Raw genomic sequence first — 18,397 nt, forward strand, 5'->3', positions numbered from 1 at the left:
TAGATGATCAACCGGCCCCAACCTACGCCCCCCGGCGGGCCCTTCGGAGACAGCATTCCCTGACTCGTCGGCGCGGCACAGCGCGGCTTCCCGCCCTTCGCGTGGCCGCCGCGGCGGCCACGCTGTCCTATGAGAGACGCCGGTAGGACAATGGCGAGTTCCCTTTCAAGATCAAATCAGGAGGGTGGTCGCCGTGTCCGACCCCGATATCCCCGACTTCTCCGGCCTGGAAGGCGGTGACGAGCAGCAGGCCGCGGGCATCGTCCGGGACGTGGTGCTCTGGTACAACACCCGGATCGCCGCCGAACGCAGAGCCCCCGTGCCCGACGAGGAACGGATCGAGGAGCTCAAGCAGGCCCGGCAGGCCGCGCTAGCCGACCAAGCGCAGCTGGCGACCGCCGACCCAGAGGAGGCGGCCCGGATCGCCGCCGTCTACGCCGCCCGACTGAAGGAGCTCAACGAGTCGTAAGCCGACGCCCTGCGCAGTACGGGCAGGGGCCCGACGTGCGGATGCGGCCAGTCGATCCGGGCCGGCTGCACCCGCACGGGCATCAGCGGGCGGGCGAGCGCGGCGATCTCATCCAGCTCCGCACGGTGCCGCGGCAGAGCACGGCGCAGCGCCTGGTGGAGCCGGAGGAACGCCGCGGCCTCCTGCTCGGTGTACGGCCGGAGCCGTTCTGCGGCCAGCGCCCACGACGCGCGCCCGGCTCCGCCGGCCTCGTGGCGCAGCAGCGCCTGCCCGTCCCGCCGGATCACCGTCACGGCCGCAATCGCCGGATGCCGCTCAGCGAGCTCGACGACATCGGCCAGCGCGCGGTAGCACTGGTCGTGCCCGGCCCGGGAGGTGAACCGGCCATAGCCGCCGATCTCCAGGGAGCGGGCGTAGCGCAGCGCCGTCGACAGCAGGCTGTCCGCCTCCCGGACGGCCAGGACCACCAGCTCGATGCCGTAGCGGTCGCTCGCAAGCGGCAGCGCGCTGGAGAGGAACTCGTCCGTGCTGCCCGGCGCACCCTCGATGAGCATGTCGCCGCGCCGAAGGCGTACGTACGCCTCGGCCCCGGCGAACCAGGCACGGTAGTCGGCCCGGATCGCGGCGCCGGCGTTTCGGGGGTCCTCCTTCAGGAGTCGCAGGTAGTCCGGGTGCGAGATCTTGAAGTCGTCGCCGACCAGGTGGGTCGATCCCGGCCTCATCGCACGACGGACCATCCTGGCAGCCAGCAGCTTGCCGGCCCCGGGCTGCCCCAGCACATACACGGCCCGCGGGTCATCCCGGCCGACGATGTTGTTCAGGTATGACGGTGCGATCAGCTCGTCGAAGACCCAGCGGTGTTCCTCGGCGGACAGCCGGTGGTAGTCCACGCCCGGCGCCGTCCGGCGCGGCTGAGCGATCCGCCGGACCGGCTCGGCGAGCGCGGCGGCGCGCTCGGCGTCCCTCTGGACCGCAAGGCGCCCGTCCTCGTCGGCCAGATCGCGGTGCAGGCGCTGGTCGGTACGGGCCAGATCACGACGGAAGACCTCCGTCTCCCGGGCGCTCCACGGCCGCCTCCACTCGTACGTCACCGCGTTCTCGGCTGCCGGCCGACGCCGCCACGCCCCGTCGATCAGCTCGTTGTCGTACAGGACGGCGCCGTCTCGCCGTACGACGGTGATGCGGTCGGCCAGCTGCTCGGCCTCGATGACCGCCAGCGTCGTCAACATCTCCTTCGCGCAGGAGTCATGATTCTCCCACGACACGTACCGCCCGCCCGCTCCACTGATCGCCTCGGTCAGGAAGCGGTCCAGGATCCCGAGCTGGCTCAGCGCCTGCGGGGTCGCGAGCGCGACCACCTCGACCCGGGAGCCGGCCTGCCGGTACGCGGCAGCGGACGTACGGAACTCGGCGGGATCGGCCAGGGCCGACTCAACCACTGCGTCGAATCCGTGAACGCGGACGTACTCCTCGACGGCAGCCTGCCAGCGGCGCGTGTCCGGCCGGACCTTGACTCCGGCCGTGCGGACATCGAGAGCCAGGAGTTCGGTGTAGTGCTGGTGCGCGGCCTTGTACAGGTCACTGCCGATCCGCACCGCGCCGCCGCGACGGTCCAGCACCGCCTGTACGAGGTCAGCGACTTGGGTCTTCCCCGCGCCCGGCTGGCCGCCGACGATCACGACAACCGGCCGGTCCTGGCGGGCAGCGCCTTTCGTCCACGCCGGAAGGATCACCCGGGTCAGAACCTCGCGGCTTTCGTCGTCGGACAGCGTGACCGATACGACGTCCCTATCTCTCACCGGTTCTCCTGGGCGGCCACGAGCGTCTCCTAGTTGATCTGCAACTTGTGCTCTTCGTATACGTCTTCGAGTGCTGGCCAGCCGCCAGAACGATAAAACAACTATACCATATACACATCACGATCGCGGAATGTGGCATCCCTGCGGGCGTCTGCTGTGCTGCCTGGCTGATGCGTGACGGGGGCGGCCTGGCGACTCGCGGGCACGCAAAAGGCCGGCGCCCAATCCGCCGAAGCGGGTGGCAAGGGCGCCGGCCAACCGAAAACACACACTCCGCGGGAGAGCCCGAGAGGTGGCCTCGTCAGTGAGTGTATCCGCCTGGCGCCACATGGGGTACGGACTTCCTTGCCGACGGTGACGCAAAAGCGGTATTGTTGTCTCGTTGGCGTGTCGTGGCAGCGCGCCAGCACCGAACACACCTCACACCAGGAGCAGCCCATGCCCATCTACCTCGCCCGGCGCGATACAGACCATCACGTCCAGGAACTCGAGGCCCCCGCCGTCATGCACGCCGCACGCCACACCGCCTCTGACAGCGCACGCCTCGCGTGGCCGGCCACCGCCGCGGCCGCGACCGCCGAACTCGCCGAGCTCGCCCGCGATCTGGCCGACGCCGGCGTCACCGTCCAGTGGCACTCCGACCGCCTCGTCCTGCCCGACCTCTCCTCGGGCCCGGGCGACACCGCCGGCATCCGCGTCCACACCACGCGCCGCGCCCCGCACGCCCTCTACGTCATCACCGCCACCGACCTTGTCCCGCTCACCCACGCCGCCGGCGCCCTCGCCTACCTTCGGCCGCTCATCGACGCCGCCGCCCGCAGCTGCGACGGATGCCTGGCTGATCCCGGCGAGCCGTGCTTGCCGAACTGCCTGCCGGACCCCTCAACCGCCTGACGCCCGCCCCGGGGCGGGGCGCCCTCGTCGGCGCCCCGCCCGCACCGTGATGGAGAAACGAAGAAGATGATCCGCGCCGGACGCCTCAAGTACGCACAGACCATGTCCGACCTGGCCGCCCAACTGGGCATGCCGCTTGGCACCTTCCGCAACAAGAAGCCCCACACTCAGGAAGGGCACCCCGCCCCGATCAGCTCGCCGACCTCGAGGGCGCTGCTGTGGGACAGCGAGCAGACGAAGGCCTTCCACGCCGGCCAGCCCGTTCCGGCCCTGCCGGAGGTCGACGACGACGAGGACTTGCTGGACCGCCACGAGGCCGCCGCCGAGCTCGGCGTCACGCCGGCCAGCTGGAACAAGTACAAGAGCGACCCCAAGCTGGCCGAGGAGGTTGTCCTCGTCCCCGCAGAGGACGGCACGGAACACTGGCCGCGCCGCGTCGTCCGCGAGTACAAGGCCGACCGGCCCGGCCGCGGCGCCGGCGGCGGCCGCCGCGCCGGCAGCGGCGACATGATCCCCCGAGACCAGATCCTTCCCCGCATCGCCGAACTGCTCGACACCAACCCGGAGATCACGATCAACGAGGTCGCCGACACCCTCGGAATCGCGAAGTTCCCCACCGCCCAGGCAGGCCTCGCGCAGCTCCGCGGCCGGCGCATCGCCGACCTGGTCGAGGCCACCCCCGAGCTCACCCCGATCGAGGCCGCCGAGCACCTCGGCTACCCCACCGTCACCCACCACGGCGCCGCGACCATCGCCGAGGCTGAACTGCGCACCCGCCGCGCCCGCCCGTACCTGCAGCAGGTCGCCGACGCCCTGGCCGAGGCCGGCGTCGCCGAGCCGGTCCAGGTCGAGGTGCGCCAACTCGGAGACGAGCACCTGGCGGCCGCCGTCCCGCTCACCGCCGGCCAGAGTTCGCCGGCGCTGGTGTGGGACGAGCGGTACGGATGGCGCACCACGACCAGCCGGCGCCACCCGATCGGCAAGGACACCGGCACCGCCCCGGAAGGCGAGGGCATCCGCTACCTCGGCAGCAGCATCCGGCCGCAGTCGGCCGAGCTGCTCGAGGCGCTCACCGACGGCCGCAAGGGCTCCAAGCGCCCCAAGGCTTGACCCTGCTGAGAGGTTCAGCCGGCCTGCAGGTAGCTCGCCGCGGGGCCCACGGTGCCGGAGCCGAAGCGGGCGTTGAGCGCGTCGATGGCCTGCTCGGCGCGCAGCCGGTGCTCCCGGTCGGCGTCGAAGGAGAGCTGCTCGCAGGCCGCGGCCGCGTCCACCAGCTGCTCGCAGCGCAAGGCGACCGCCCGCACCCGGGCCCGCTGCAGCCCCAGAGCCCGGTACATCTCGTACGCCACGTAACGCAGATCGTCGGTGTGCGCAGACGGCCCGCCGGGCAGCTGGCGGCTGCGGTGGATCTGGGTGCGGTCGGCGAAGGTCACCGTCATGGTCACGGCCTGCGCCGCCTGTCGGCGCGTTCGCAGCCGCTCGCCGAGCTCGACCGCCAGCGACAGCAGCGCGGAGCGCACCAGCTCCGGGGCCAGGGTGTCGGCCGGAAAACGGAGCTGCGCGGCCGCGCTGTGCGGCAGCTCGGCCGGCACCACCCTGCGACGGTCAACTCCGCGGGCCCGCTCGCGCAGCTGCCGGCCCGCCTTCCCGCCCAGCACCCGCTGCACCGTCGCCTCCGGCAGATTCGCCAGCAGCCCGATCGTGTGCACCCCGAACTTCGTCAGCGTCCGCTCCTGAGCGCTGCCGATGCCATGTAGCTCACCAACCGGCCGCGGGTGAAGGAACGCCGCCACCGCCTCCGAACTGGAGCCGACCGCACGCACGCCGCCCCGCCCCGGCTCCCGGGACGCCATCGCCGCGACCGTCCGGTTCGGCCCCACCCCGATCGCCACAGGCAAGCCGAACAGCGCCAGCGCCCGCGCCCGGATCATCCGGGCCAGCTCTGCCGGATCGCGATCGAAGAACCGCACGCTGCCGGAGACATCCGCCACGGCAGCGGACGGCGGCAGGGCCTGCACCACCGGAGTCACATCCGCCACCAGGCCGAGCAGCAGGCGGTACAACTCGGGATCGACCTCCCGCGGGCAGCGCAGATGAAGGATCGGCGAACCGGCCCCCACGGCATGGTCGTGCTGCGCGTCCATGGCGACACCTCCCACCCCTCACCGTACTCGAACAAGAATCGAACACGCATCGTCCGGGGCGCCCGGACAGGGCTCGCCCACCTCCACCCGAGGCTTGCCCGGCACCCTGACCAGCAGCAACGCCATCGGGTACATATGTACCGGTATGGGACGCATCCACTGGCCCGCCATCGTCGACCGCGCCCGGGCAATCGTGACCGCGTACGGGGAACTGGGCTGCACGCTGCGCCAGGTCCACTACCGCCTCGTCGCCGAAGGACTCATCCCCAACACGCCGCCCACCTACCGGCGCCTGTCCTCCCAACTGGCCCAGTCCCGCCGCGACGGCCACTTCCCCGACCTGATCGACACCCTGCGCGAAGTCCACGTCCCTGCGGCCTGGACCGACGCCCCCGCGTTCCTCGCCGACGTCCCCGGATGGTTCGCCCTGGACCGCACCGCTGGCCAGAGAACCGCGCTGTACGTCGCAGCCGAGACACGCTGCGCCGCATGTTCACCGAATGGCTGGCCGACCTCGGCATCCCCGTCCTGGTCGTACGCGGCTTCGGCTCCCAGTCGTACGTGGACGTCGTGTGGGGACGCACCGCCCGCGACCCGATGCCCGCACCGCCCGCCTTGCCACCCTGGTCCGCCGTCTCGAACGCCGCCTGAGCGAGGTCCTGGGCGAGCAGGTCTGGCGAGAGTCCGGCATTGGCGGCCCGGACGACACCGAACAACTCCAGGCCCGGATCACCACGCTCGAACAGCAGGTGGTCGACCTGGAGCTCAAGCTCCAGGACCGTGACGATGACCTCGTCGCCGCCCGTGCGGCCAACCGCGAGCTCATGGCCCAGCTCAACCGCGGACGCGACAACGCCCACGCCTCCCGAGTGAAACAGCCGGTCATCGGCCTCTTGAGGAAAAGGACGCCATGGGCGGACTCTGGCTACAGAGGCTGCGATGCCGAACAAGCGCCCCCGCGGGCCGCAGCCGCACTGGCGGCCCAAACGGGAGACTCTCCGAGTGCTGACAGCGGTCGACGCTGTTCTCGCCCGCTATCGCGACCATCTGCCCGTTTCCCTCCGCCAGCGTGGGGCCTGCAGTGGTGCAGGCCCCAGCACCAGTGAGAGTGATCGAGACGCAGCTGCGCTGAGTGGAGTACTCAGTCAGTCGGTGTCGGCGTCCTTGTTGCCGGTATCGGGCCCTTCCGGCGGCTCGTTGACGGAGATTGTGGACTGTACCTTCACGGCGAGTTTGGAGATCTTCAGCCACTGGCCGTGTGATCCGAGGGGGTGGGTGGTGCCGGCGTCAGGGTTTTGACTCAGCGCGATGAGCTTGCCGAGTGTGCTCCAGCCGTCGGTGAGGTAGTGCTGCAGTTTGTTCCGCTGGTCCCTCATCTGTTCCGGAATCGGCTTGGAGACGTCTTCGGTCTCCAGAGCCAGTTCCTCCTCGGCACGCGCAGCGCGCTGAGGATTGGACAGCTGTACGACCCTGTATTCAGCGAGGCGGCGCGGTGCGCCGGTGCCGTCCCGGGCGATGCCGTCCTCCGTGTCCGGGTCGATGTCGATGAGCGTGTAGCGGTCGGTCTCGGTCTCGTCGTCGTCGTTGAGTAGTTGCTTGTCCGTGAAGGAGTTCACCGCCACCCGCTGGGCCTCGAACCGATCGGCCGCATGCGCGAGCAGCATGAGTCCGGCTTTGTTGTCGGCGCGGGAGAGGTCGCTGATGACATCGTCGACATCGGCGCGGAAGGGCACCGTCTTCCCCACGGCAGAGCCGACATTGCGGGTCAGCAGCTTGTCGGTGATCAGCGCGATACCTCCGGCGACGGCGAGGGTGAGCCGCGCGTCGGGGTCATCGGCCTGTGCCGCTTCTAGGAGGTTGGTGAAGTCAGAGCATGGCTGGGGCTGCCAATCGACATCCATGACCTCCTTTGTGAGGACGCCGCCATTGGACCAGGCGTTCCGGGCCTGGCGCAGGGTCTGCTTCTTCGCTGACCGCCACGGCTGGTCGATGATCGGCCCGAGGATGTCGGCGTAGCTCTTCCGGTAGAGCTTCTGTTTTCCGCTGATGGCCTTGACGTGCCTCTTCATGACCTCATAGACGTCGGCCCGGGTCAGGAAGTGGACCAGGCACACGGCCCGCCAGAGCTCGTTGCCGGGCAGGGCCGGGTCGTTGAACACCTTCGGCGTCTGATCGGGGCCGTACTGCCCGACGGCGAGCTGGTAGACGTCCGTCAGGCTGATCCCGCTGTTGTTGGGGACCCCCTCGAGCTTGGTCCGCTTCAGTGCGCGCGACCCGATTTCGGCGTTCTGCGCGGCGGAGTCCCACATACCGAACTCGACGTGGATCGAGGAGAGGATGCTCCGGATGGCGTCATCGAACACCTCGCTGGGCGGCAGTCCGGTACCCCCGGGGTGAACCTGCAGACCTACGGCGATCTGGGCCGGAAGGACAAGGGTCTGCCCGATCCTGACCGCTTCCTCGGTGGGAACGCTGTCGCTCAGTCCGGCGATGAACGCGGCCCTGAGCTTATCGAGTTCACCGTGCCGTCCGAGTCCCATGCGCTGGCTCAGCGGTTGCTGCGTGCCGCGGCGTGCGGGCTTCTCGGCCAGGAGGACTTCGTCGGCACGGTCGGCGATCTCCTCCGGGGTCGCGCCTTCCCCGCACAGGGCGCCCCAGGCGCTGACCACCCGGGTAATGCCGTCCCGTACGACCAGCACGTAGATGGGCTCGGTGCCGTCGGAGAATTCCAGACGTGCGACATGCGCGACGATCGCGCGGGTGATCTGGCGGGCGAGGATCGACTCGTCGTACTGCTTGTTGGCGCTGCGCGTCGCGATGATCGTCTGCCTGAGGTAGCCCTTCAGGTGGTCGCGATCACGAAACCGATACACGAGCATCGCCTGGGGGATTCCGTCGTCCGTCAGCTCACCCTCGATCTCGGGGGCGGTCTCGGAGTGGGGATCCTGGCCGATGCGAGGTTGTACCAGGGGGAATGCTTCAGTCAGCCAGATACGGCCGTTGACCGAGGACAGTGTCGCGCCGCCCACGCGCTCCTCAATGACAGGCTGGTGCTGCAGCTGCGCCGCGAGCGCGGCTGGGTGGACGACTGCGCGAGACAGAGCGTGCCAGGCGTCCTGCGGCAGACCACAGTACGGGTTCTTCTCGCCCGCCCGGACGAGCTTGCTGCGCTCCCGGACATCGGACGGGGTCGGCAGCTCACGGCCGAAGTTGGTGACCGTCAGGAACTCGTCGCCTACCTTCAGTGTGACGGGGTCCCAGCGCTCGTTGGTCTGGTTGATCTGCGGTTCCTGGAACCGGGGGGCAGTAGACATACTGCCTGTCCTTCCGGGTGATCCTGGGAGCGTCCGGCACGCGCCGGGCCCTGCCTGCCACGGACTGAGGGGTGTACTCATCCGGGAGGAACGTGGGGATCACAGAGTCCACGCTGCGTCACTCAGCAGTTGGGCGGTACCGAAAGTCGGTCGCGTCGCGCAGTCCAGTTCTGATCACTGGCTGCGCGAGCACCCACAAGCCCCGACTGGGGCCTCCAGAGCGCTATCTCCGGAGTGGTACGCCGCCCTGTTAAGGGCGCGACTAGAGGTCAGGGTACTCCGATCCGTCGATAATGGGCGACTGCTGGCAGGGAAGCGGGGGCCACGTCCATCGGGAACAGATTGATGGGTATCTCCTGCGCCGCCTGCTCGGGGGTGACGGCGAGCCGCTCGAATCTCGAAGCGGTGGAGTCCCATATCGACCGCTCCCAGCTCGCCCGGCAGCTCGCCGAAGAGCAGCGCCAGCGCCGGCGGCTGGCCGACTTTCTGCGCCAGTTCGACGGCTCGGGCGGTCCGTGAGGTCTGGGCAAGCCTGTCGGCGGCGCCCTCGAAGAGGGTTGCACCCACAGTTGTCTGCACAGTTGTCTGCACAGGCGGACCCAAAGTTGCGCCGGAGGTACTACCGGAGGTGTGAACCCCCCTTTCGTGATCTTGAGCGTTTTGACTGGTCAGACACCCTGGGTAAGCTCCTTTCGTACGCCGACACCTCTTTCTCCGCGATAGTCGGAGGAAGAGGCTTGTTGTTTTGACGGCCCGGCGCGGCCTTCTCGCTCTGTCGTCCCTCCCTCGCTTCACCCTCCTCTCCTCAGCCTCCCGTCCCCGCTGCCTCCTCCGGCCTCGCAGTCGGCCGGGCTCGCCTCCAGCGACCGCGTGCGCCACGCGGGCTGGCGCCGTCCGGCCGCCGACGGGCGCGCCTCGCTGCTGTCGCTCTGCGCGGCAAAACGGGCACATCGGCGGCGCGCTCCTGCCACACTGGTTGCAGCCTCGCCGCCCCCCGTCGGCGAGGCTCTCGCTTGTCCGCTGTCCATCCACGGGCTGCGCCGTCCGCAGGACGCGAAACGGCCCCGCCGGTGCGGGGCCGTTTCGTCGGGCCGAATCAGTGCGCGTCGCGGTCGATGCGGCGGCGCTGGGGGAGCGGCGGCTCGCTGCCGGTGCGCAGCGCCAGCTTGAGCGCAGCGCGGTCCCGCTTGTGCGCCGCCCGCTGAAGCCACGTCCGGCTGCCGTCCTTCAGGAAGGGGGCCAGCCAGGGCCGCTCCTCGTACTGGAGGCGGGCGGGGCGGTCGTGGAAAGTACGGGCCATCTCGGGGGCTCCTGTCCGCTGTTGACTTGTTGACGTGCGTGTTTCTCGGTCGCCGCCCGGCTGCCACTGCCCGGCGACTGAAACAACTATATCTGCTATGCATCACAGGGTCAACAGGGTGGATCCGGCGGCACTGTGGCGAAAGGGGGAGATCCCGGGGGTGGCTGCCGGGGTCGATGGGGCTTCCGGGAAAAGTCGAGACGGGGGGTGTTCTCGCTTCTCTTTGTGATCCTTATAGGATATAGTTGTCTTGTTGGTCGGCGGTGGCAGTCGGCCAACACCGAAGACACACCACGTCGCTGGGAGATCCCGATGTTCAACACGATGAAGCGCACCGCCCGTCAGACCTCCACCCGCACCCTGGCCGACCTGATCCGCGCGATGGACGGCAAGCGGGCCGTGACCATCACCTACATCGACAGCGACAGCGAAGAGTCGGTGCGCACCATCGAGATCCACGACATCCGCACCACCAGCAAGGGCCGCATCATCGTCCGGGCCATGTGCCGGATGCGCGGCGAGATGCGCACCTTCCACCCCGAGCAGATCGTCTCCTACACGATCCACCGGATGCGCTTCGTGCTGGACGCCCCGACCGGTGAGACCTGCTTCACCCACGCTGCGGAGACCGAGGCCGAGCTGATCTCCCTGGAGATGGACCGCGATTACCCGGACCTGAAGCCGTTGGTGCTGGCCGCATAAGCGCGCGGGCCCGCCCCCACCGGGCGGGCCCACCGCCCCGGCCCACCCCCTTCAGCACTGCGCGGCGGCGCGGAGCACACCTCCCGCGCCGCCGCTCTCCGAACTCCCGGAGTCACGCGCATGTCCGTCCACGCCCCGGCGCCACAGCTCGCCCCCGCCCGCACCGCTCCCGCGACACCTGCCACGTTCCACCCCAAGCGCCCCACCGTCCTGTCCTACGGGCTGGGCGCTGACAGTACGGCCATCCTGCTGATGTTCCTGGCCGATCCGGCCGCGCACGGCCTGGAGCCGGACCTGTCGGACCTGATCGTCGTTCACGCCATCACCGGGGATGAGTTCGTCGACTCACTCGACTACGTCAACCGCCTGGTCCTGCCGCTGTTGCGCGCCCGCTCGGTGCGCCTGGTCCAGGTCTGCCGGGGCGGCAAGAGCGACACCAACGGCGTCCTGGTCCTCGACGACTCCCGCACGCCGTGCCGCATCCACGCCGCCGGCCCCTGGCGCCTGTCCGACGAACTGCGCGCGGCCGGCACCGTGCCGCAGCTCGCGAACGGCCAGCGCCGCTGCTCCATCCGCTTCAAGGGTTGGGTTCTCGACAGCTGGGCCGCCGCCGAGTTCGGCGCGCGTACCTTCCGCCGCGTCATCGGCTACCACGCCGACGAACTCGGCCGCGCCGAGAAGGACACGACCATTCGGCGCCGCCTCAACACCGAGGCGGGCGGACCATCTGCGACGCGCAGTGCCCCGCCCCCGGGGCCCAAAACCCGCCCCGACCACGGGAAATGCGGCCGCGAATTGATCCAGAACCACTTGAAATGAATACTCGGAGAATGCATAATTGATGTATGCGGATCGGTGGTGGCAGTTGATCCGCAGCCGAAAGCGCACACTCCCAACCGAGGAGAACCATGCCGAATGAGAACGCCCGCCGTCACCTCTCAGCCGTCCCCGCCCCGGCACCGGCCCCCGAGCCGGAAATGCCCTACACCGAGGCCGAGATGGAAGACGCCATGGGCTACCTCCTGGCCCGCATGGTGCCGCTGACGCAGCGCACCGGCTGGAAGATCGAAGAGATCATCGAATCCGACATGTTCGGACTGCTGGCCCTCGCGTACATCGCGGCCCTGCGCACCAACCCGCCGCTCCCCAAGACCGGCCCGGCCAAGGAGCTCGACGCGCTCGCGTTCTCCTTCTACGTCCGCATGCTCGCCAGTGCCCCCAAGGGCTTCGACGACGTCACCGACCTGATCGTCCTGGACAGCATCCAGAGGTGCTTTCTGACCCTCGATGTGGCCGCCCAGGCCTGCGCCCTGCGACTCGTCCAGGACTGACCAACCCCCGGGGCGCAGCCGACCCGCTGCGCCCCCGGCCCCAGCGGCGGGGGAGTGGCACCCCCGCCGCGCCGAGAACACCCACCAGAGAAGGGAAGCTCGATGAGCACCTCTACCCATCCCCGCGTCCATCTGCTGGAGCGCGACGGTCAGGACCGGAACGGTAAGCCGCGCTACCGCACCCAGATCTCGAATCTGTCCGTAGGTGACCGGCTGGCTGGCTTCGGCAGGGTTCTGGAGTGGCAGGAGGTAGAGCCGGAGAACGGCTGGCGCATGTTCCGCATGGTCACAGAGCACCCGCGAACGTGGCCCACCCGCACCAACTCATTCGTCATGCCGGCCTACGTCTACTACGGCGTCCTTGAGCTTGAGGGCGAGGGCGACCCGTCCAAGTAGCAACCCGCGGCCGGAGCAGCCGTCCGGCTGCTCCGGCCCCTTGCGGTAGGGGAGTGGCACCCCCGCCGAGCCGAGAACACCCACTCGAAAGCGAGGCAGACCCATGACACTTCCCCCGATGCCCTCGACCCCGGAGCGCGCCGCCGACCTGTTGATGGGCCTCTTTGGCGCGGTCGGTGACGGGTGTCACACCCTGACCGTCTCGGTCACCGGCCGCGCCCGTGGGGCTGTGGCCGTCCTGCCGTTCCACAACGTCGGTGAGTTCACGGACGTTGACGCGGAAGCCGCCCTCGACGTCATCGCGTTGTTTGCGTACCAACCACGCCGACGACACTTCCCGAGTTCTCGGATGGCGACTGAGCGACTGCACCACCCACCCGCTCAACCGGGCCGAGATCTTCAGCGCCTACTGCACGGACGCCGCCACGGGCGAGCCGATCCCGCCGGAGCCCGGCACGGAGTACGCCGACGCCCCGCCCGTGCTGGCCTGACGCCCGTCACCGGGGCGCAGCCCGACAGGCTGCGCCCCACCCGGCCCGGATCGGCGGAGCGATTCCCTGCCGGTGAAGGGCGATTCCCATAGACGTCAGTGATTAGTATGGGGATATAGTTGTCTTGTTGGTCGGCGGTGGCAGTCGGCCAACACCGAGAACACACCTCTGCGAGAGATGGAGTCACCCCATGACCCGCACGCCCGACGCCCTGCTCATCACCCCCGAGGCGGACATCGTCCCGGTCAACCTGCCCGCCGACTCCGACTCCCGACTGACCGTCATGCGCTCCGTGATCCGCTGCGAGCGGGTGGACGTCGTGGGGCTCACCAGCCAGCTCGACATGTGGCTGGACGACGAAGGGCTCTACAACCACCCAGTCAACAAGCTCGCGACGGTGCTGGCGTTCCGTTTCGGCTTCACCTACCAGGACTACCACGGGCCCGTCCTGCTGACCGGCGGCGCGGACGCCGAGGGCGAGACGGTGCCGCTCTCCAAGGACAAGCTCCTGGCGCTGCTGACCAGCCTCGAAGAGGAGCTCTAAGCCCCACCGCCGGAGCAGCCGGGAGGCTGCTCCGGCCCCCCTGCGGCGGGAAGTGGCACCCGCCGCAGCCGGAAGCATCCACCACTCTGACAGGAGCCCACCATGTCGGTCACCTTCACCGCCGAACTCACTGGCGCGCCGGTCAACATGGCCAACTCCAACGCGGCCCGCGTGCTGGACACCCTCGGATACGCCGAGCCGTACGGCGACGAGGACGCCCAGCTTTTCCTCGATCGCGTCCTGCTCGCGCTCGCCCTCGAACCCGAGGACGCCGGACGCCCCGCCGTCGCGGACGGCCGCTTCATCGACTGCGGCCGCTCCCAGGGCTACGTCCAGTCGCGGCTGCACGAGCTGCGCGAGCTCGCCGAGTACGCCCAGGCCCAGAGCCTGCGCGTCACCTGGGGCTGACAACCCACCCGGCCCCGCACGTGGGGGACGCCCGCACCACCGGCGGCGGGGGAGTGGCACCCCCACCGCGCCGAGAACACCACCCCGAGAAAGGCACCCGTGATGAGCACGCACACCGCCGACATCGTCAGCCAGTCCGTCAGCGCCCTGACCCTGTCGGCCCGTATCGCCGAGTCCGGCAGCATCACCCACCTGCCCGAGACCGTCTGCCCTGTGGGCTGGGCGGCGTACTACGCCGGAGCCGAACAGCCTTGGGAGCGGGTAGCAGAGGTCCGCGTGATCCAGGAAGTCGCCCCGCTGCTTGCCGAAATCGCGACGGCCGAGCCCCCGGCCGACGTCGTTCACCTGTATGCGTCCGTGGAGAGCTGGCGGCGTGCAGCGGTCGCGGAGACGCGCCGGACCGCGAGCAAGGAGGCGTACGAGCGGGTGGTGGGCGAGATGCGCCGGGAGGCTCTGGCCGTCATCGATGCCAAGGGCGCGGCCTTTCAGCCGGTCGAGTGGCAGGAGTCCACGCGCATCTTCCGCGTACAGGGCGAGTGGACCGTCACGGTGTCCGTCAGCGGGACCGACCACACGGCCGTACGGAAGGCGTTCGCGGCCGACCTGCCCGGTAGGCGGGATGAGATCCTGGCAGACGCTCAGAAGCGCATCCCGCGCGTCTGCGGCACCGTCCGCGCCGCCGCCGACACCCCGGAGCGGGTGCGCAAGGCGTGGCTGCGGGACCGCCGCAAGGGCACCGCGCCGAAGCCCGCCAGCGGCTGCTATTCGCCCGGCAGTTGGGTGACCTGGGAGCACCCTGAAACCGGCCAGACGCTCACCGGGATCGTCACCAAGTGGCTGCTCGGCGAGCGGACCGACCCGGCTCGCCGCACGGTGATCCCCTCGGACGGCAGCGCGCCGGTCGTGATGGTGCTGGAGCCCCGAGCGAAGCCCACGGCAGGCCCGTGGAATGTCGTCTACGGCCCGGAGACGTCCAGCCCGGTGCAACCGGGCGCGCAGCAGCTCGAAGTGGCCATGTGAAACGCCCGGAAAACGGCCCCGAAAGGGGCCTTTTCTTTTGTCTGCCCATTTTTTCCGCCCCCGCCTACCGAAGCGTCGGCTCCGCTGCTCCGGGGGGCTGGTCGGGCGTAGCGCCCCGTCCCTGCCTTTTGCTTGCCGGGGCGGGGTGTGGCGGGTTGGTGCTGGGCGGCGGTAGGGGTCCGCTGTGCTGCCCCGTTTCGCCTTGCTGCGTGCCGGGGGCTCCGCTGTGCTGTGGTCGGGTCCGGGTGCTGCGCGCTCTCACGCGCTGCGGGGTGTGGCAGTCGGTCGCGGGTCGCTGCGCGCCCCGTTCCCTTGCTTCGCGCTGCCGTCTCCCGTGCGCCGGCGTTTTGCTGCGGGGGGTATGGCCCGTGGCGCTGCGCGCTTCGGGCACCACCCTGCCATGCCGTGCCCCGGCAGGCGTGAAACCCCGTGTGGCCTGCCGGAATTGTTTCTCTGACGGGCCCCTTACCCCTAGACAGGTGTGGCTCTCATGGGATATAGTTGTCTTGTTGGTCGGCGGTGGCAGTCGGCCAGCGAATCCGGAAACACACACTCAAGGAGTTGATGTTCGATGTCCACGAAGTCGAAGCCCGGTGACGGCACCCACGCCAAGGGTGTGAGGGGTCTGCCCTTCGGGGAGGCGAAGCGCCCCGCGCTGACGGTCGTCCGTGACGCGGTCCGCAACTTCCTGGCTCCGCGCCTGCGGTGATCAGTTCTCTCGTTCGAGCCTTCGGGGACGGGTCCGGGCGCACGGCGGTTGATCCGCTGGTGCTGCTCGGCCCCGCCCCCGGGGTAGATCTGAATGCGGTGGCCCTCTTGCTGGCCCCGCCAGCGCTGACGGGAGAGTTTTTCCCGCTCAGCTTATGGCGTGGAGTCGATCGGCTCCCTCTGCGTCCCGTTGTCCCCGCCCCGCATCCGGGCGGTCTGCGTGCCGCCTTCGCGGAGTCGGTGCGGGAGGTGACCGAGAACGCCGAGACCATTGGTGTATCGGTCTCGGGTGGTCTGGACTCCCTGATGACTCTGGTACACGCCCATGCTGTGGCTGACGGCCGCCGCGTGATCGCGTTCACGGCGGACATGACCGATGACCGTGGCCGAAGCTGCGTGCCCGTGGTCACCGGCCTGTTGCGCGACCTGGACCTGACGACTGTCGATTTGGAGGTTATCGATCCAAAGCGCCACCACGCAGAGCCACGCTGGAGCCCGCTGGGCCCCCGGCTGGACTCACGCCCTGATCTGAATGCGGCCATGGCCGAGCGCGCTGCCGCGCGGGGAGCCGACGTGCTGCTGTCGGGCGATGGCTCGGATGAACTGCTGGGCGTTCCGCGCTATGCCACCACGGCCATAGCCCGGCGGCACAGCCTGCGTGCGGCACGGCGCTACGCCCAAGACGTGGCCCGTTCCGGGCCGGGCCTGTTCGGCGAGGCCCTGGCGGTCCTGACCCGGTATGCGCCTGCCCGGCTGCGATCCGCTGCGTACTGGGCGGCCAACTGGCCCGAGTGGACCAGCATCACAGCGCCCGCGCTGCTGGCCGAGCCGTACCGGTCCGCCGCGACCGCATGGGGCCGCAGGTGGGTTGCGGACCGGATCGCCGACCACGCGCACGGCAGCCGGTCGTGGGCGGAGGCGGACGCGTATGAGGCGTTCTATCCGCACGAGACGATCCCGGCGGCCGGGGGAGTGCCCGAAGCGTCGCCGTTCCTGACCGACCGGTTCGTCTCGGCCGCTTTCGCGGTGCCGCTGGCCGACCGCTACCGCGCCGATCTGCCTACCGGCTATTGGCGCTGCAAGTCCCTCGTCCTGTCCCTCTTACCGCCCGAGATGCTCCGCCACCTGCCGCGCCATAAACAGTACTTCAGCGCGGCTCTGGGTGAGCAAGCCCGGACCCTCGACCCCAGCGCACCGCTGCTGAGTGTCGAATCCGGCTTGGTCTGCCGGGCAGCGCTCCGCAGGGAAACCGATCCGGCAGCCCTGCTGGCCCTCTCTGCCGTCGAACAATGGCTTCTGGGAGCCGCAGAGCGAGGAGCGGTCATCTAGCACCTACCGGGCACGTGGGGCGGCATACATACCGCCCCACGTGCCCTTCTGGACAGAAAGGAGTTCTCCGGCCATGGTCATAACCGTGAGCCCCACACTTGCCCTGTCGCTGCGCCCGTACACTCCGGCCGACCAGTCCGCTGTACTGCGGCTGATCGCGGCTGACCGGCTACCGGGACAACCGGAGGCGACACCGGCAATGCTCACCGAGGCACTGGAGGGCCGCTCGCCCGTGGATGCCCAGTGGTGGGCGGAGCTGGAGCGGCCTGCTACCCGGGTGGCTGTCGACGAGAGGGGAACAGTCGCCGGTGTGATCTCGTACGCGGTCCGCCCCAAAGACGACACAGGGCAGCTGCTCTGGCTGCACTGCCGGGAACATCCGCAGACTGCCGAGGCACTGATCCGGCACGCTCTCGGCGCCCTCGCGCCCCGGCCGGTGCATGCGTTCGACTTCGCCTCCGCCCTCTCCTTGGGGTTGGAGGCACTGCCGGTCCGTCACCGGCGCACCACCGCCGAGGCGTTGGAACGAGCCGGGTTTTCCGGAGAACGGCTGTGGCGCTACATGCGGGCCGAACTGCCCAACACCGCTCTGCCGTGCCTCACTCACGTCACGGCGGCACCCGATTCCAGCGGGAAGAATGCCCGCCGCCTCGAAGCCCGGCAGGGCGGGCAAGTCATCGCCGAGGCCGTTGTGGGCCCGCCACAGCAGGGAATCGGAGTCCTGTGGTGGATCGGCGTGGAGCCTCACGCGCGCGGACAGGGACTCGGACGGGCCATGCTTGGCACGGCCCTGGAATCTCTCACCCAGCTCGGTGCCACACAAGTGATCCTCTACGTCGATGACGACGCACCCCCCGGAGATGACCGCGACCGGACAGCGGCCAACTCCCTCTACGAGTCAGCCGGGTTTACAGAAATCGACCGGCTGTATTCCTACTCCCTATAAACTGGCTGGAATCAACAAAGGGCCCCGAAAAGGGGCCCTTTGTTTTCCATTTTGCAGTGTTCTTCTTTTCGCGGAATATTGCGCGCAATCAGACAGGGGATCCCGGGGCACTGGGGTCCCGGGGTGTGGTGCGGTCTGCTCCCAGAATCTACACAGTGCATCATCATGATGCATCTCCCTTGCGACAGGTTCGTTCGTCGAGCGATGCATCGCCAGTTCACGCCTTAATGGTGACGGGTCGGGTATATGCTGGTGGGGTGTTGTTGAGGTTGGCCGTAGGGGCTCCAGAGTTGGGGAGGGTTCGGGTGGAGCGCAGCGGAGCCCGTCACTGCGGTGGCTCCGACGCCCACGGGGCGGGATGGTCCGCCAACTCCTCCGTGGGGGTGGTGGCTGGGATTCCCAGGGTTTACACGGCACCGCACGTGATGCACCTCCCCTCGCAGCCAGCCCCGGGATTCCCGCTTGCGGGAATCCCTCAATTCCGCGCTTGCGCGGAATTGACTGCTTTTCAGGATTCCGCTTGCGGAATCCATATTCCCGCGCTTGCGCGGGAATTGACGAAGCGTTAGCGGAGTCATTCGCTATGCAGCGGCTTGCCGCTG

20 protein-coding genes are annotated in these 18,397 nt (G+C 69.2%); 16 read left to right on the plus strand and 4 right to left on the minus strand.

Translation table 11 applies throughout. The features are described from left to right. Window positions 1–193: 193 nt before the first annotated feature. Window positions 194–469 (plus strand): hypothetical protein, encoded by a 276-nt coding sequence (locus ACTWQE_RS16500; RefSeq protein ID WP_443329695.1) that lies wholly within the window; start codon window positions 194–196, stop codon window positions 467–469. On the opposite strand, the gene ACTWQE_RS16505 is transcribed toward ACTWQE_RS16500, so the two are convergent. Further along, the gene (locus tag ACTWQE_RS16505; protein WP_443329696.1) at window positions 433–2,268 is read right to left on the minus strand and encodes a zeta toxin family protein; all 1,836 of its coding nucleotides are present in this window, start codon (window positions 2,266–2,268) and stop codon (window positions 433–435) included. The two genes, ACTWQE_RS16500 and ACTWQE_RS16505, sit on opposite strands and share 37 nt — an antisense overlap. Window positions 2,269–2,706: 438 nt before the next feature. Here ACTWQE_RS16505 and ACTWQE_RS16510 point away from each other — a divergent pair, with 438 nt between their 5' ends. Together ACTWQE_RS16510 and ACTWQE_RS16515 are read left to right on the plus strand one after the other, a co-directional pair. After that, a complete protein-coding gene (locus tag ACTWQE_RS16510) occupies window positions 2,707–3,162 on the plus strand; it encodes a hypothetical protein (RefSeq protein WP_443329697.1) in 456 nt (151 codons plus the stop codon). A gap of 66 nt (window positions 3,163–3,228) precedes the next feature. Next, window positions 3,229–4,272 (plus strand): DUF6292 family protein, encoded by a 1,044-nt coding sequence (locus ACTWQE_RS16515; protein ID WP_443329698.1) that lies wholly within the window; start codon window positions 3,229–3,231, stop codon window positions 4,270–4,272. A 14-nt stretch (window positions 4,273–4,286) separates the two neighbouring features. Here the strand turns inward: ACTWQE_RS16515 and ACTWQE_RS16520 are convergent, their stop codons facing one another. Continuing rightward, a complete protein-coding gene (locus ACTWQE_RS16520; RefSeq protein ID WP_443329699.1) occupies window positions 4,287–5,306 on the minus strand; it encodes a DinB/UmuC family translesion DNA polymerase in 1,020 nt (339 codons plus the stop codon). A 489-nt stretch (window positions 5,307–5,795) separates the two neighbouring features. Here ACTWQE_RS16520 and ACTWQE_RS16525 point away from each other — a divergent pair, with 489 nt between their 5' ends. Then, the gene (locus ACTWQE_RS16525; RefSeq protein ID WP_443329700.1) at window positions 5,796–5,957 is read left to right on the plus strand and encodes a hypothetical protein; all 162 of its coding nucleotides are present in this window, start codon (window positions 5,796–5,798) and stop codon (window positions 5,955–5,957) included. Between the two features lie 494 nt (window positions 5,958–6,451). On the opposite strand, the gene ACTWQE_RS16530 is transcribed toward ACTWQE_RS16525, so the two are convergent. Next, window positions 6,452–8,620 carry a hypothetical protein gene (locus ACTWQE_RS16530; RefSeq protein ID WP_443329701.1) on the minus strand — a complete coding sequence of 723 codons (2,169 nt, stop codon included), beginning with the start codon at window positions 8,618–8,620 and terminating at the stop codon, window positions 6,452–6,454. Window positions 8,621–8,965: 345 nt separating this feature from the next. Here ACTWQE_RS16530 and ACTWQE_RS16535 point away from each other — a divergent pair, with 345 nt between their 5' ends. Continuing rightward, the gene (locus ACTWQE_RS16535; RefSeq protein WP_443329702.1) at window positions 8,966–9,139 is read left to right on the plus strand and encodes a hypothetical protein; all 174 of its coding nucleotides are present in this window, start codon (window positions 8,966–8,968) and stop codon (window positions 9,137–9,139) included. A 577-nt stretch (window positions 9,140–9,716) separates the two neighbouring features. Here the strand turns inward: ACTWQE_RS16535 and ACTWQE_RS16540 are convergent. Continuing rightward, window positions 9,717–9,920, minus strand: coding sequence for a hypothetical protein (locus ACTWQE_RS16540; RefSeq protein WP_443329703.1), 204 nt, complete (start codon window positions 9,918–9,920; stop codon window positions 9,717–9,719). Window positions 9,921–10,232: 312 nt separating this feature from the next. Between ACTWQE_RS16540 and ACTWQE_RS16545 the strand changes: the two genes are divergently transcribed. From ACTWQE_RS16545 to ACTWQE_RS16595, 11 genes are all read left to right on the plus strand, one after another. Continuing rightward, window positions 10,233–10,622 carry a WYL domain-containing protein gene (locus ACTWQE_RS16545; protein ID WP_443329704.1) on the plus strand — a complete coding sequence of 130 codons (390 nt, stop codon included), beginning with the start codon at window positions 10,233–10,235 and terminating at the stop codon, window positions 10,620–10,622. Window positions 10,623–10,742: 120 nt separating this feature from the next. Continuing rightward, on the plus strand, window positions 10,743–11,441 hold the full coding sequence (locus tag ACTWQE_RS16550) for a hypothetical protein (RefSeq protein ID WP_443329705.1): 699 nt from the start codon (window positions 10,743–10,745) through the stop codon (window positions 11,439–11,441). Between the two features lie 89 nt (window positions 11,442–11,530). After that, a complete protein-coding gene (locus ACTWQE_RS16555) occupies window positions 11,531–11,953 on the plus strand; it encodes a hypothetical protein (RefSeq protein ID WP_443329706.1) in 423 nt (140 codons plus the stop codon). Window positions 11,954–12,055: 102 nt separating this feature from the next. After that, window positions 12,056–12,349 (plus strand): hypothetical protein, encoded by a 294-nt coding sequence (locus ACTWQE_RS16560; RefSeq protein WP_443329707.1) that lies wholly within the window; start codon window positions 12,056–12,058, stop codon window positions 12,347–12,349. A 308-nt stretch (window positions 12,350–12,657) separates the two neighbouring features. Beyond that, window positions 12,658–12,840 carry a hypothetical protein gene (locus ACTWQE_RS16565; RefSeq protein WP_443329708.1) on the plus strand — a complete coding sequence of 61 codons (183 nt, stop codon included), beginning with the start codon at window positions 12,658–12,660 and terminating at the stop codon, window positions 12,838–12,840. A 190-nt stretch (window positions 12,841–13,030) separates the two neighbouring features. Next, window positions 13,031–13,384 (plus strand): DUF3846 domain-containing protein, encoded by a 354-nt coding sequence (locus ACTWQE_RS16570; protein ID WP_443329709.1) that lies wholly within the window; start codon window positions 13,031–13,033, stop codon window positions 13,382–13,384. 102 nt (window positions 13,385–13,486) lie between these two features. Then, complete coding sequence (locus ACTWQE_RS16575) at window positions 13,487–13,792, plus strand: hypothetical protein (RefSeq protein ID WP_443329710.1); 306 nt, start codon at window positions 13,487–13,489, stop codon at window positions 13,790–13,792. A gap of 102 nt (window positions 13,793–13,894) precedes the next feature. Continuing rightward, window positions 13,895–14,812 carry a hypothetical protein gene (locus ACTWQE_RS16580; protein ID WP_443329711.1) on the plus strand — a complete coding sequence of 306 codons (918 nt, stop codon included), beginning with the start codon at window positions 13,895–13,897 and terminating at the stop codon, window positions 14,810–14,812. Window positions 14,813–15,383: 571 nt separating this feature from the next. Then, complete coding sequence (locus ACTWQE_RS16585; RefSeq protein WP_443329712.1) at window positions 15,384–15,521, plus strand: lariocidin/triculamin family lasso peptide core domain; 138 nt, start codon at window positions 15,384–15,386, stop codon at window positions 15,519–15,521. Between the two features lie 98 nt (window positions 15,522–15,619). After that, window positions 15,620–16,849 (plus strand): asparagine synthase-related protein, encoded by a 1,230-nt coding sequence (locus tag ACTWQE_RS16590; RefSeq protein ID WP_443329715.1) that lies wholly within the window; start codon window positions 15,620–15,622, stop codon window positions 16,847–16,849. Window positions 16,850–16,922: 73 nt separating this feature from the next. After that, entirely contained in the window at window positions 16,923–17,795 is an 873-nt protein-coding gene (locus tag ACTWQE_RS16595; RefSeq protein ID WP_443329713.1) for a GNAT family N-acetyltransferase, read from the plus strand. The last annotated feature ends 602 nt before the right edge of the window (window positions 17,796–18,397 follow it).

Origin of the sequence: Streptomyces sp. 8N706, from assembly GCF_052245415.1 — a bacterium.
Taxonomy (GTDB): domain Bacteria; phylum Actinomycetota; class Actinomycetes; order Streptomycetales; family Streptomycetaceae; genus Streptomyces.

What these genes read in the sequence shown, in the direction of transcription:
- ACTWQE_RS16510 (WP_443329697.1), top strand. Translation starts at nt 2,707, where the DNA reads ATGCCCATCTACCTCGCCCGGCGCGATACAGACCATCACGTCCAGGAA.
- ACTWQE_RS16555 (WP_443329706.1), top strand. Translation starts at nt 11,531, where the DNA reads ATGCCGAATGAGAACGCCCGCCGTCACCTCTCAGCCGTCCCCGCCCCG.
- ACTWQE_RS16595 (WP_443329713.1), top strand. Translation starts at nt 16,923, where the DNA reads ATGGTCATAACCGTGAGCCCCACACTTGCCCTGTCGCTGCGCCCGTAC.
- ACTWQE_RS16515 (WP_443329698.1), top strand. Translation starts at nt 3,229, where the DNA reads ATGATCCGCGCCGGACGCCTCAAGTACGCACAGACCATGTCCGACCTG.
- ACTWQE_RS16560 (WP_443329707.1), top strand. Translation starts at nt 12,056, where the DNA reads ATGAGCACCTCTACCCATCCCCGCGTCCATCTGCTGGAGCGCGACGGT.
- ACTWQE_RS16525 (WP_443329700.1), top strand. Translation starts at nt 5,796, where the DNA reads ATGTTCACCGAATGGCTGGCCGACCTCGGCATCCCCGTCCTGGTCGTA.
- ACTWQE_RS16545 (WP_443329704.1), top strand. Translation starts at nt 10,233, where the DNA reads ATGTTCAACACGATGAAGCGCACCGCCCGTCAGACCTCCACCCGCACC.
- ACTWQE_RS16575 (WP_443329710.1), top strand. Translation starts at nt 13,487, where the DNA reads ATGTCGGTCACCTTCACCGCCGAACTCACTGGCGCGCCGGTCAACATG.
- ACTWQE_RS16550 (WP_443329705.1), top strand. Translation starts at nt 10,743, where the DNA reads ATGTCCGTCCACGCCCCGGCGCCACAGCTCGCCCCCGCCCGCACCGCT.
- ACTWQE_RS16585 (WP_443329712.1), top strand. Translation starts at nt 15,384, where the DNA reads ATGTCCACGAAGTCGAAGCCCGGTGACGGCACCCACGCCAAGGGTGTG.
- ACTWQE_RS16530 (WP_443329701.1), bottom strand. Translation starts at nt 8,620, where the DNA reads ATGTCTACTGCCCCCCGGTTCCAGGAACCGCAGATCAACCAGACCAAC.
- ACTWQE_RS16580 (WP_443329711.1), top strand. Translation starts at nt 13,895, where the DNA reads ATGAGCACGCACACCGCCGACATCGTCAGCCAGTCCGTCAGCGCCCTG.
- ACTWQE_RS16520 (WP_443329699.1), bottom strand. Translation starts at nt 5,306, where the DNA reads ATGGACGCGCAGCACGACCATGCCGTGGGGGCCGGTTCGCCGATCCTT.
- ACTWQE_RS16535 (WP_443329702.1), top strand. Translation starts at nt 8,966, where the DNA reads ATGGGTATCTCCTGCGCCGCCTGCTCGGGGGTGACGGCGAGCCGCTCG.
- ACTWQE_RS16540 (WP_443329703.1), bottom strand. Translation starts at nt 9,920, where the DNA reads ATGGCCCGTACTTTCCACGACCGCCCCGCCCGCCTCCAGTACGAGGAG.
- ACTWQE_RS16570 (WP_443329709.1), top strand. Translation starts at nt 13,031, where the DNA reads ATGACCCGCACGCCCGACGCCCTGCTCATCACCCCCGAGGCGGACATC.